The following is a 12,957-nucleotide window of genomic DNA, read 5'->3' on the forward strand; positions in this document are numbered from 1 at the left end:
TGTCACAGTTCGCGCGCGACCCGCCGGGTGGACCGACGGCCGGGCACCGCGCGGTCGACCTCGACGCTCGCCCGATCGTCCCGCGTCGCTAGCGTGCGCCGGATGACGACGGAGGTGGAAGGCGAGACGGACGGTGGCATCTGGTCGTCCCGGTACCTTCCCGTCACCCTCGCCAACCTCACGATCGTCGCGATCGCGGCGTTCGACGGGCTCGCGCTCATCGCCGCCCTGCCGTCGATCGCCGACGATCTCGGCGATGTCGCCCTGCTCCCCTGGGTGATCACCGCATTCCTCGCGACGTCGGCCGTCGCCGGCATCACGGCCGGTCCGATCATCGACGCGGTGGGTGTCCGACGGACGTTCCGCGTGACCGGCCTGTGGTTCCTGCTGTCGAGCGGCGCGGCGGCCGCCGCGCCGAACATGCCGCTCCTCGTCGTGGCCCGCGCACTCCAGGGCATCGGCGGCGGCCTCGTGATCTCCGTCGCGCTCGCGGCGGTCGGTCTCAGCTATCCGAATCGGCTCCGCCCACGGGCGTTCGCGGCGATCTCCATGGTGTGGGGTGTGTTGGGCTTCGGTGGCCCCGCGATCACGGCCGGCCTCCTGGCCGTCTCCGGCTGGCGCATGATCTTCGTCGTGCAGTTGCCGATCACGGCGCTGGCGCTCGCCGCCGGGTGGCGAACCCTGCCGAGCACGCGGGAGCGTCCGCAGCGGATCGTGATGGACGTGCGCGGCATCCTGCTCATCGCCGGCCTGGTCGTGATCTCGCTGGTCGCGGTGTCGCAGTCGGGCATCCGCTGGTGGTTCACCGGGCTCGGCACCGCGATCGCGATCGCGCTCGGCGCCGTGTTCTGGGTCCACGCCGGGCGGGCCGAGAACCCGCTGGTCGCCCGTGAGCACATCACCCGCTTCCCGCTCAAGCGCGTGCACGTGACGTCGGGGCTCGTGCTGATCGCCGGCCTCGCTGCCGACAACTACCTGCCGCTCTACATGCAGACGACCCGCGGGCGATCCGAGTCGTTCGCCGCGTTCTCCGTGCTGTTCCTGACCGTCGGGTGGACGTCGGCCGCGTTCGTGGTCAGTCGGTTGCTCGAGCATCGCTGGCGGGAGTCCGACGCGATCCTGCTCGGGTCGCTGATCCTGGTGCCGGCGGTCGCGCTCGGCGGTGTCGGTGTGGCGCTCTCGTGGCCGATCCCGGTGATCTTCGTCGCCTTCTTCTTCATGGGGACCGCGATCGGCTTCGTGTCGACGTCGGGGTTGACGTTGCTGCAGTCGGCCGCCGACGAGTCGGAGATGGGGCGGGTCAACGCCGCACACCAGTTCGTGCGCACGATCTGCATCACCTACGGCGTCGCCGTCGGCGGTGCGATCCTGCTGTTCGTCGTCGATCGGCAGATCGGCGACGTCGAGGTCGTCCGCGACGCGCTCGGCGGCGAGGAGATCGACACCTCGGGCCCGATCCTCGACGCGATCCGCGACGGCCTCGCCTGGGTACACGTGTTCAGCGGCGTGGCCGCGGTGGGGTGCGTGGCCGCGGCGACGGTGCTCTGGCGGCAGACCGCAGCACGGTCGGCAGCACCGGCACCACGCTGACGGTGCCGGGTCAGACGGCGACCAACGATTCGAGTCGGGCGTAGGAGGCCTCCATGCCCTCGACCATGCCGGTCTCGAGCACCTGGTCACGGACCTCACGGCTCGGGTAGGTGACGACCAGGGTCACCAGGGTGGCGTCGCCGACGGGAGTCAGGGTGAGTTCGTTCGTCACGCCGGAACCGTCCATGCCGATCATGCGTTCCGTGGTGACGGCACGGCGAGGCGGGTTCGACTCCAGCACCTCGCCCTCGAAGCCGAAGCTCCCGCTGCCGTCGTCGGCCTCCCACTCGTAGCGGAACGAGTCGCCGACCTGCACACCGACCTCGCACACGGGCATCGACCACCCGTCGGGGCCGAGCATCCAGCGGCGCATCAGGTCGGCGTCGTGGTGTGCCCGCCACACCTGCTCGACCGAACCACGGACGATCCGCGTGATGCGGACATGTGTGTCGTCGAGCAGTTGCGATTCGGTCCCGCGGTCGGCTGCGAACGTGGCGAGGTCGGCGAGCACGTCGTCCATCTGCGACATCGCCGACGTGGCACCCTCGACCATGCCCATCTCCGCCAGCTGCTCCATCGAGGCGAGATCGGGGAACGTCGTGACGGTGGTGTAGCGCGAGCCGGTCGGCGTCGTCGTGAACTCCATCCGCATCGTCATCGACGGCATCGACGCGTTGGGTTCTCCGTCGTCGCCGGCGAACCCGTCGATGACCTCGAAGCTCCGTCCTGGGTTCACCGACGTGAAGATCCAGTAGCCGCTCGACGTCTCCCCGTCGGGCCCGGTCATCGTGTAGTTGCTGCGCCCGCCTTCGGTCATGTCGTGTCGGGCGAACGTGGCCGGCCAGGTCGGCGGCCCCCAGAAGCGTTCGAGCTGGCGCGGGTCGGCGAAGGCTTCCCACAGCCGTTCGACCGGGACGGGGTAGTCGCCGACGAGGGTCATCGTGAGCGCTTCGGGATCGGAGGTGACGGAGGTGACGGGCATGGTGACTCCTTGCGGGTTCGTGTGCGGGTGCGAATCGGCGTGCTGGTGATGTGCCGGCGGGTCGGGTGTCGGCAGGTCGGCAGGGACACGGGCTGGGGTGCTCAGGCCTCGGTGGTTCGGGCCTCGCCGGTCGGGTTGGCGAGCACCTCGTCGAGTTGGCTGAACCGGGCGTGCCAGAGCGCCTCGAGCTCGGTGAGCACCGCCCGCGCCCTGGCGATCCGATCGGCGTTGCCGCGCACGAGGCGTTCTCGACCGTGGCGGTGTTTGCTCACGAGCCCGGCTCCTTCCAACACGGCGACGTGCTTCTGCACGGCGGCGAAACTCATGTCGTAGTCGGCCGCCAGTGCGCTGACCGAGGCTTCACCGGTCAGCGTCCGCCGGACGATGTCGCGTCGGGTCGCATCGGCGAGTGCTCGGAAGAGCCGGTCGACCTCGGCGTCCGACATCTCAGTTTGTACAACCATATGGTTGTAGGTTACGCACTGCGGCGTCGCCCGTCAAGGGGCGCGCGACATCTGCTTCGCAACCATGTCGGTCGGTGTGCGGGCAACGTCCCGGCAGGGCCGGCCCGGCGGACGGGTGATCGGCTGCGGGTCGTCAGTCGGCCGGCGGCGTCATCCCGAGCGCCGCCATGACCTCGGCGACGATCTGCGACCGCGGTGGCATGCCGGGGAACTCCTCGGGTTGCACCGGGTTCTGCGCGTCGCCGATCCGGTGGAACCGCTCCATCGCGATCTCCAGCCACTCGGGATGCGGGAAGATCCAGTACCGACCTTCACGAACCGCGTCGACGACCAGATTGGCGACCGCTCCCGGCTGCATGCCCTCGTCGATCGCACGCTTCACGTAGTTCCGACTCACCTCGGCACCCGGGTCGATGTCGGGCAAGGGCCCGAGCTCCGACGGCCAGTTGCGGTCGGAGTCGAGGATGCCGGTCTTCACCCAACCCGGACACAGACAGCTGACACCGACCCCCAACTGCGCCGCCTCCATCGCGTGGTGGAGGCTCTCGGTGAGCGCGACGACGCCGTGCTTCGTGGCGTCGTACGCGGGACTCAACCCGGCGTACAGACCCGCCATCGAAGCCGTGTTGACGATGTGCCCGCCACCGCCGGCGATCATGTGTGGGAGGAACGCCCGCACGCCGTACACGACGCCCCACAGGTTGACGCCGAAGGTCCACTCCCAGCCTTCGATCGGACCGAACCACGGATCGCCCGCCCCCGAGACGCCGGCGTTGTTGCACAGGACGTGCACGCCACCGAACCGCTCGATCGTCGCCTGGGCGAGTGCCTCGACCTGCGCCCGGTCGCTCACGTCGACGATCATCGCCATCGTCTCGACGCCATGCTCGGCGACGGCCGCAGCGGCGGCATCGAGCGCGTCCTGCTGCACGTCGGCGAGCACGACCGAACACCCCTGCGCGGCGAACGCGTGGCTGAGCGCCAACCCGATACCGCTCCCTGCGCCGGTCACCACCGCGACCTTGTCTGCACCGATCTCCATCACGAACCCCCTCGTGCACCAGGACGGTAGCCCACCCCGCTCCACCCGCTCGACGGCACGCCCCAACCGGAAGTCGGCGAGCAGATCGGATTCAATCTCGCAGGGACTTCGCATGGATCTGGCATGGACCTCGCACGAGCGCGAGCACGTCGGTGATCGCCCGACGATCACCCGTACGTTGCGCTCTCCGAACGGATCCGGGCACGAGCACCGACCGCGATGTCGGCAGTAACGGAATGAACGAGATCACCGGGGCATCACCTGGGCACCCGGTGGGCGAGCGAGGCGAAACGCGACCGCGCCCCTGAGGTCGTCGACCTCACCCACATCATCCTGTCGTCACCTCGTCCCGTCGTCACCTCGTCGTGACACCAGCTCGTCCTGTCGGCACCGACGGTGCACCGAGCATCCCCGGACGTCGACGCGATCCCGACCGTCGTGTCGGCGACCGATCGTTCGCACAATTGATCCGACGGAAACATCGTGCTGCGAGAATGGCGACATGCGTGTTGATGCGAACTTCTACGGCTCGGTTCCGATGCCCGACGCCGGCAACGACGGCCCCCAACCCGTCGATCGACGGTACGGCAACGCCGACTTCCTCGCCTGCTACGACCACCTCACCCACTGGGCCAAGACGATGGACCGGCTCGGCTACGACACGATGTGGCTCACCGAGCACCACTTCCAGTACGAGGGGTACGAGGTCACGCCCAACCTGATCCTGTTCGGCCTGCACCTGGCGAAGGAGACCGAGCGGTTGCGGCTCGGCCAGATGTTCAACGTGGTGCCGCAGTGGCACCCGCTGCGCCTCGCCGAGGACGCTGCCATGATGCAGATCCTCACGAACAACCGGATCCAATTCGGTGTGGGTCGCGGCACCGTGCCGCGTGAAGCCCAGTCGCTCGGCGGCGTCGTCGCATCCGGCGACAACGAGATGTCGGCCGAACTCGACCGCGTCAACCGCGAGATGTTCGAGGAGTCGATGGAGATCATCAAGTCGGCGTGGACGAACGAGACGTTCTCGTTCACCGGCAAACACTTCGTGCTCCCGCCACCCGGCATCCCCGACCGCGGCTCGACGGTGCAGGATCTCACGCTGATCCCCAAGCCCATCGCCCCGATCGACGTGTGGCAGGCGGTGACCTCGCCCCCGACGCTCGACTACGCGGCTCGGGCGCGCCATCATGCCGTGCTGCCGGCGCGCGGGATCGAGAGCACGAAGAAGTGGTGGGACGACTTCGGCAACAAGGCCGCCGACGGCGGCTGGGACATCGGCCGCAGCGACGCACGCTGCCTGGCGATCAACATGCACGTCGGCCCGACCCGTGACGATGCGATCCGCACCGGCCGCAACGCCCACGACGAGTGGATCCGGTTCCTCGCCCCGTACGGCCGGTTCCGGGCGTACACGTTGCCCGACGGCAGCCCGGTGCCGTTCGACTTCCGCCCGACGATCGAGGACTCGATCGAGCAGGACATGATGCTGATCGGGTCGCCCGAGGAGTGCGCCGACCTGCTCGGTCGCTACCGCGACGAGGTCGGCGTCGAGCACGTCGTGCTGTTCTTCGACATGCCCGGTCTCACCCAGGAGCAGATGGACGAGCAGTTGGAGATGACCGCCACCGAGGTCCTCCCCAAACTCGGCGTCACCCTCGCCTGACCCCGGCCGGCAGGGCCCCCACTGGACCCGCGCACCCGAGCGCCACAGCCGGCCATGTCGCGAACCTGCGGCCCGCAAGCCCAAGAACGCGACACACCCCACCAGCCACACCCACCATCCACGCCCAACCGACCATGTCGCGAACCTGCGGCCGCCCGACCAGCCGTGTCGCGAACCTGGAGCCGCCCGCCAGGCCGTGTCGCGAACCTGGGCCCCGCACGCCCAACACCGCGACACGCCCCACCCCACCGCACACACCCGACCGGCCGTGTCGCGAACCTGGGCCCCGCACGCCCAACACCGCGACACGCCCCACCCCACCGCACACACCCGACCGACCGTGTCGCGAATCTGGGCCCCGCACGCCCAACACCGCGACACACCCCACCCCACCACCCACACCCGACCGGCCGTGTCGCGAACCTGCGGCCAGCACGCCCAACAACGCGACACCGCCGACACCTCCGCTCGACCGACCATGTCGCGAACCTGGGGCCGCCCGCCAGGCCGTGTCGCGAACTGGGCCCCGCACGCCCAACAACGCGACACACCCCACCCCACCCCACCACCCACACCCGACCGGCCGTGTCGCGACTCTGAGCCCCGCACGCTCAACATCGCGACACGGCCCGCGGGGGTTGGCGGGGACCGATCTGGCAGAGTGGCGGCATGGCTCTCACCACGTACCGCATCGACCGCGACGGCGCCGATCGGCTGCTGATCCTGCTCCACGGATGGAGCGCCGAGCAGCATCATCTCGCCGCCTACGTTCCCCTCGTCGACCCCGACGAGCGGTTCACCGCCGCCTGCCCCCGGGCCCCGCACGACCTCCCGGAGGGTGACGGTGCCTCCTGGTACGACCGCACCGACACCGGCCCCGACGCCGCCTCGTTCCGGCAGGCGGTCGACACCCTCGACACGTTCGTCGCCGACGAGATGGCCCGAGCCGGCGTCGGCCCCGAACGGACCGTGCTCGGCGGATTCTCACAGGGCGGCTTCCTGGCGCTGGCGCTGGCGCTCCGACCGACCGGGCCGGCCTTCGCCGGTGTGTGGGCGATGTGCTGCGCGCTCCCCGAGATCGAGGGCCTCGATCTCGACACCGGGTCCGGCGACGGTCGCCCGGCCCTGATCCAGGTCGGCGAGCACGACCCGATCATCACGCCAGACCGTGGCCGCGCCGCGGCCTCGACGCTCGCCGGCGGCGGCTGGAACGTGTCGACGTACGGATACGACATGGCGCACAGCCAACGACTCGAGATGATGGCCGACGCCAAGTCCTGGCTCGCCGCCATCTGAGTCGGTCACGACCAGGGCGGAGCGCCCCACTGACTAACGTGACCTCAATGGCGCCGCGCACGTTCTTGACCGCGTTCGTCGTCGGCTCGCTCGTCCTGTCGGCATGCACCCGACCCGACGACTCGGCGGCGGCGCCGTCGATCACGCCGGCCGACGCTGACGACGACACGGGCATCGACGAGTCCAGCGACGACTCGGGCGACGGCGGCGACACCGACGACACCACCGGGTCCGACGACAGCGACGAGTCCACGGAGCGGTCGACCGAGTCGTCCGACGACTCACCCGACACCACCACGAGCACCCCCGCCACGAGCACCCCCACCACGAGCACCACCCCGACCCCCACGACGATGGCCAACACGGTCGCGCCGACGACGAACCCCCTCGACGACCCGTCCGACCTCACGCTGATCTTCGACGGCGTCCTGCCGTTCCGGTTCGGCGACCGCGACGTCGACATCGTCCCCGCGCTGACCGGCCTGTTGGGCGACCCGACGATCGACGAGCTGCGCGAGTACCCCGACATCGACCAAGGGATGTACTTCGACGCGAGTGGCGAGGAACGGTTCGTCGCCCCGTTCGGCCGCATGGTCTGTTTCGCCCAGAGTCTCTGTCTGCAGTTCGGGGCCGGCGCACCCGAGACGCTGATCTTCACCGGCTGGCGTGTCGACGGCCCGTCGGACCTCGCGACCGACGACGGGCTCCGATTCGGATCGACGCTCGCCGACTTCGCCGACCTGATCCAGTTCGATCCGAGTGCCGCCTGTTACCGGACGGCATACGGACAAGCCGGCGGGATTTACGTCACGCTGTTGAGCGCCGAGGAGAACTTTACGACGCCCGACGAGGACGGTACAGGGCTCGTCGTCGGCGAGCCGGACCCGAGCCAGGTGACCGTGACCGCGATGCAGGCCGGCCATCTCCCCGTGTTCGTGCTCCGTGACTGCTGAACGGTCGAACGATCAGGACGCCGCTCAGAACGGCGCGGGAATCGTCGGTCGATGCTGCCCTCACGACCTGGCGAAGCGGATCGGAGACCTGGTCGGTCGACGGCGTGACCGGCTCGGCGACGGGTTCGACGTGGGCTGGATGGTCGCTCGACGACAATGGGCGCACAGAGAACTGGGAGCCACCCGGGCAACCCGGGCCACCCGGCCAACCGGCCAACCGGCCGTCCACCCATCCGGCCACGCGGGTGGCGATCTTGAGATCGTCGCACCCGCCGACCCGGCAGACCCGACTTCCCGACCCGACAGGCCCGACTTCCCGATCCGGACAGCGGTTCGGAACCTCAGCTTCTCCTACGCAGGCGCCCGGATCACACGTCGGGGATCAGCAGCACCTTGCCGGTCGTCTCACGCGCTTCGATCGCCCGGTGGGCATCGGCGGCTTCGGCCAGCGCGAACCGGTGACCGATCCGAACGTCGAGATCACCCTCGCCGATCCAGTGGTACAGGTCGGCCGCGCGGCGTTCGAGATCGCTGCGTTCGGCGATGTAGTGGAACAGGGTCGGTCGGGTCAGGAAGATCGAACCGTTCGCCGACAGCGCCAACGGTGAGACCGGGTCGACCGGACCGGAGGCGTTCCCGAACGTCACCATCATCCCCCGCGGCCGCAGCACGGTGAGGCTCTGCTCGAACACCGATTTGCCGACGCCGTCGTAGACCACGTCGAGCGGACGCGGCCCGGCGATCTCGGTGACCGCCTCGGCGAAGTCGACGTCGCGGTACAAGATCGTGTGGTCGGCGCCGGCGGCCCGTGCCAACTCGGCCTTCTCCTCGGTGCCGACGGTCGTGAACACCTCGGCGCCCAGCAGCTTGGCCATCTGGATCAGCAGCAGTCCGACGCCCCCGGCCCCGGCGTGCACGAGGCAGCGGCTGCCGGCACCGAGCTCGAACGTGTCGGTGACGAGGTAGTGCGCGGTCATCCCCTGGAGTGGGATCGCCGCTGCGGTCTCGAGATCGACCGACTCCGGTACCGCCACCACCTGGTCGGCGGCGAGGGCGACCTGCGTCGCGTACGAACCGGCGGCGCCCGGCCAGGCGACACGGTCGCCGACCGCCCACTGCGACACACCTTCGCCGACGGCGGTCACGACGCCGGCGCCCTCCAATCCGAGCACGTACGGCGTGGGGACGTCGTAGAGACCCGACCGCTGGTACGTGTCGATGTAGTTGAGACCGGCCGCGGCGACATCGACGACGATCTGTCCGTCGCCGGGCGCCGGGTCGTCGAGCTCGCGCCACTGCATGACCTCGGGTCCACCGGACTGATCGATCTGGATCGCCCACATGGGGCCGACCCTACCGATCGAGCGGACGGCGCCGGAGGTCGGCGAGCACCGTGTGCCCACGAGGTGACAGCTCGTAGCCGGGGCTGTGACTGATCGTCAGCCCGAGCGCTTTGAGCTTGGCGACGTTCGTCTTGAACGGCTTGGTCTCCCACCCGATCGACGCCGCGAGGTCCGGGGCGCGCGTGTGCGGTTGCTCCGACAGCATCGTCATGAACCGCACGGTCCACGCGCCGGCCGGACTGCGCGTGTCGAGCCGCTCGAGGCGAGTCCGGACGTCGGCCAACTCCTCGTCGGACAGCTCCGACCGTTCACGCAGCTCGACGCGGGGATCGATCCCACCCACGCGCACCCGGACCCGGTAGAAGTCGCCCTCCGGCTTCTGGGTGAGCTCGGCGATCACCTCGGCGACCGAGCCGAATCCGGCCCGTTTCGCATCGAGGTCGGTGATGTCGTCGAGTTCGATCCGCTCGACGCCGACGATGTCGAGCATCCCCGCACGGGTGCGCAGACTGCCGCCCGTCTTCACCGTCGGCCGCTTCTGACGCCGGAACAGCGTGTCGATCTCGCCGGTCACGATTCGTTCGAGCACCGCGTTCTTGATCAGCATGCGGCAGCTCTCCCTGCCATGCAGAGCCGGTCACCGGAAGACACGCCGCCGACCGTAGCGACTCCGCCTCCGAGACCAACGGTCGACGGTATTTCAGAGGGCGCGGGTGTACTCCAGTGCGCTGGCTCGCGTGCCACTGAGCGCGACCCACACCTTGTCGTGGTTGAACATCAGCCGGAGCCGAAGCATCCGTCCTGCGGGGATCGTCGCGTCGACCGATCCGATCGTGATCTCGCGCTCGACCCAGGTCGAACGCCCGCGATTCCACTCGTCGACGTGGACATCGACGGAACTGGCGAGCGTTACACAGCCGGTGCCGTTCGCGGCGCAGTCCTGGAGCCACACGGAATAGTCGACGTCCTCCTCGACCTCGAAGTCCTCGACCGTGCTCCACAGCACGAGCCGAACCGGCCCGTCGAGTACGAGATCGGACGCCGGCTCGAAGCTCCAGTGCTGGAACTTGCGGGGATCGGTGTCGTCCAGCTTCTGGCTCGACGGTTCGATGGTGAGGCCCGGCGAGCCGTCGCCGTCGTGATCGGGCTCGGGCGATGCATTCGCCGGCTTCGTCGGTGTGAGCGCCCAGTCGGTCGCCGACTCGCCGTTCGTGCCGAGGTAGAAGCGCTGGTCGACTCCGGTGCTGCCGACGTCGATCGTGACGGTTGCGACGTCGGAGCGACCGGTCCCGTCCGAGACCCGGTAGGTGAACGCGTCGGAGCCGACGAATGCGGGTGCGGGTGCGTAGGTGAACGAACCATCCGCCGCGAGGGAGAGGGTGCCGTGGTCGGGACCCGAGTGCAGTGAAGCGGTGAGGGTGTCACCGTCCTCGTCGCCGTCGTTGTCGAGCACGCCGGGCGCAGCCACGATGAGCGCGGTCGACTCCTGCGCTGCGTAGGCATCGCCACCCGCCGACGGAGGGTCCGGCCGGGGGTTCACGGTCACGAACACGGACGCGGCCGCCGTCCGCCCGGTGCCATCGGAGATCGTGTAGCGGAGCTGCATCGGCCCGAACTCGTTCGGGTCCGGCGTGAACCGGACGACTGCGCCGTCGGTGGAGGCCACTCCATCGTCGGCGGTGACCGTCAAGATCGTGAGCGGGTCCCCGTCGGGGTCGGTGTCGTTGGCGAGCACGGCCACGTCGATCGAGTCGTCCTCGTCCATCGCGACGGTGTCGTCGCGAGCGATCGGGGGATCGGGTACCGCGCTGACCGAGATCACCACCGACGCCGACGAACGTGCGCCGCGGACGTCGACCGCCGTGTACCGGAAGGTCGTCTCACCGGACCAGTTCGGCAAGGGGACGAACCGGAAACGGGTGGGGCCGACACGGGTGATCGTACCGTTCGCCGGCACCGAGTCGAGCGACGCCGACGTCACCCGTGCGTCGTTGGCCGCAACGTCGATCTCGACCGGCGAACCCTCAGCGGTCGCCGCGAGGTCGTCGACCGCCACCGGCCCGGGCGGCGCCGTCGTGGTCGTCGTCGTGGTGGTCGGAGTGGTCGTCGGAGTGGTCGTCGGAGTGGTCGTCGGAGTGGTCGTCGGAGTGGTCGTGGTCGACGTGGACGTGGTGACCGACGGGGTGACCGGAGTGGACGGCGTGGTCGTGGGCGGCACGGGAGCCGACGGGATTCGACCGTCGGAGATCGAGATGTTCGGGCGGAACGGGAGCGTCACGACCACCGTTGTCGTCGCGGCCGTGGACGGCGCCGACGTGGACGTCGACGGCCGGACGGTCGTGGTCGTGGTCGTGCTCGTCGGCGGGCTGGTCGTCGGCGCGGCGGTCGGCACCACCGTGCTCGCGGGTGTGGTGGATTCCGGGATCGCGATCACCGCACCGGGCAGCACGATGGTGGTCGTGCTGGTCGTCACCGGCATCGTGACCACGACCTCCTGCCCCGCAGCCTCGACCACGGCGCGATCGGTCGCCGGCGGGTCGAGCAAGCCACCGGCGACGAGCGTCACCGCGGTCGCGGTGGCGCTCACCGCAGCGCCGGCGACCGAGCCGACCGGCATTCGACCGACGACGGGCAGCTGCGCCAACCACGACAGCGGACCCATGATGAGTCGGAGGCGACCGAGCGAGATGTTCATGAACGCCCGCACCACACGAGGATCGAACTGCGTGCCGGCACAGCGGGCCAGTTCCTGGCGGCCCTCGACGGCGGTGCCCGCCGCCTTGTACGACCGAGCACTGGTGATCACGTCGTAGACGTCGGCGACCGACACGATCCGAGCTGCGAGCGAAATCTCCTCACCGGAGATCCCCGATGGGTAACCGCCACCGTCCCAGCGCTCGTGGTGCTCACCGACGGCATCGACCCACTCGCCGAGCCAGCCCCGCAGCGGTTGGCACATCTCGGCGCCCCAACCCGGGTGCTGTTTGATGATCTCGAACTCGGCGTCGTCCAGCCGACCGGGTTTGTTGAGGATCTCGCCCGGGACGAACAGCTTCCCGACATCATGGGCGAGTCCGGCCCACTGGAGCAGGTCGAGCTCGTGCGAGTCGAGGCCGAGTTCTTCGCCGATCATCCGGCTGTAGGCCCGCACACGTTCGGCATGGCCACGGGTGAGGCGGTCGTGTGCGCTCAGATCGGCGACGAGCTCGATCAGCGTCTCTGCAGCGAGCGCTGGATCGTCAGGGAGACCGGTCTGGCGGAGTTCTGCGATCCGCAACTTGAGCTGATGCACAGTCTGCGTTCGCATGGCGGTCTTGAAGCGCGACGGCGCCTGATCCGGGAACACGAGCGAGAGTTGCAGGAGTGCGGCCAGCGGCAGCAGCTTGCGGGCGAGACGGTCGGCGACGAACAGCACGCCGGTCGCGAACACGCTGAGCGCGATCCACCAGACGATCGTCGAGAGGAGCTCCGCCGGTCGTGGAACCACCTTCGAGATCAGATGGGTCGCCGCGACCGAGATGAGGATCGGGGCGATGAAGACAAGCGCCTTGATCCCGAACGCGGCGCGCGGACGCCCCGTCCAACGACTCTGCTGCGGCCGCTCCTCAGCGCTCATTCGCCGAT

The 12,957-nt window shown here is 69.3% G+C and carries 10 protein-coding genes; 4 read left to right on the forward strand and 6 right to left on the reverse strand.

Translation table 11 applies throughout. The features are described 5' to 3' along the window. Positions 1-102: 102 nt before the first annotated feature. On the forward strand, positions 103-1,590 hold the full coding sequence (locus R8G01_13535; protein ID MDW3215020.1) for an MFS transporter: 1,488 nt from the start codon (positions 103-105) through the stop codon (positions 1,588-1,590). Positions 1,591-1,600: 10 nt separating this feature from the next. On the opposite strand, the gene R8G01_13540 is transcribed toward R8G01_13535, so the two are convergent. From R8G01_13540 to R8G01_13550, 3 genes are all read right to left on the reverse strand, one after another. Further along, a complete protein-coding gene (locus R8G01_13540) occupies positions 1,601-2,572 on the reverse strand; it encodes an SRPBCC family protein (GenBank protein MDW3215021.1) in 972 nt (323 codons plus the stop codon). A 101-nt stretch (positions 2,573-2,673) separates the two neighbouring features. After that, positions 2,674-3,036, reverse strand: a complete 363-nt coding sequence (locus R8G01_13545; protein ID MDW3215022.1) for a metalloregulator ArsR/SmtB family transcription factor — start codon at positions 3,034-3,036, stop codon at positions 2,674-2,676. A gap of 133 nt (positions 3,037-3,169) precedes the next feature. Next, a complete protein-coding gene (locus R8G01_13550) occupies positions 3,170-4,078 on the reverse strand; it encodes an SDR family NAD(P)-dependent oxidoreductase (GenBank protein ID MDW3215023.1) in 909 nt (302 codons plus the stop codon). A gap of 502 nt (positions 4,079-4,580) precedes the next feature. Here R8G01_13550 and R8G01_13555 point away from each other — a divergent pair. The 3 genes from R8G01_13555 to R8G01_13565 all read left to right on the forward strand — a co-directional run bounded on the left by R8G01_13555 (position 4,581) and on the right by R8G01_13565 (position 7,990). Further along, positions 4,581-5,741, forward strand: coding sequence for an LLM class flavin-dependent oxidoreductase (locus tag R8G01_13555; GenBank protein MDW3215024.1), 1,161 nt, complete (start codon positions 4,581-4,583; stop codon positions 5,739-5,741). A gap of 669 nt (positions 5,742-6,410) precedes the next feature. Beyond that, the gene (locus tag R8G01_13560) at positions 6,411-7,037 is read left to right on the forward strand and encodes an alpha/beta fold hydrolase (protein MDW3215025.1); all 627 of its coding nucleotides are present in this window, start codon (positions 6,411-6,413) and stop codon (positions 7,035-7,037) included. Positions 7,038-7,084: 47 nt separating this feature from the next. Continuing rightward, the gene (locus R8G01_13565) at positions 7,085-7,990 is read left to right on the forward strand and encodes a hypothetical protein (protein ID MDW3215026.1); all 906 of its coding nucleotides are present in this window, start codon (positions 7,085-7,087) and stop codon (positions 7,988-7,990) included. A 368-nt stretch (positions 7,991-8,358) separates the two neighbouring features. On the opposite strand, the gene R8G01_13570 is transcribed toward R8G01_13565, so the two are convergent. The 3 genes from R8G01_13570 to R8G01_13580 all read right to left on the reverse strand — a co-directional run bounded on the left by R8G01_13570 (position 8,359) and on the right by R8G01_13580 (position 12,949). Continuing rightward, a complete protein-coding gene (locus tag R8G01_13570) occupies positions 8,359-9,333 on the reverse strand; it encodes a quinone oxidoreductase (protein MDW3215027.1) in 975 nt (324 codons plus the stop codon). A gap of 10 nt (positions 9,334-9,343) precedes the next feature. After that, positions 9,344-9,940, reverse strand: coding sequence for a hypothetical protein (locus R8G01_13575; protein MDW3215028.1), 597 nt, complete (start codon positions 9,938-9,940; stop codon positions 9,344-9,346). Positions 9,941-10,033: 93 nt separating this feature from the next. After that, entirely contained in the window at positions 10,034-12,949 is a 2,916-nt protein-coding gene (locus tag R8G01_13580; GenBank protein ID MDW3215029.1) for a tandem-95 repeat protein, read from the reverse strand. Positions 12,950-12,957 lie beyond the last annotated feature (8 nt).

Source organism: Ilumatobacteraceae bacterium, assembly GCA_033344875.1.
Taxonomy (GTDB): Bacteria; Actinomycetota; Acidimicrobiia; order Acidimicrobiales; family Ilumatobacteraceae; genus Ilumatobacter.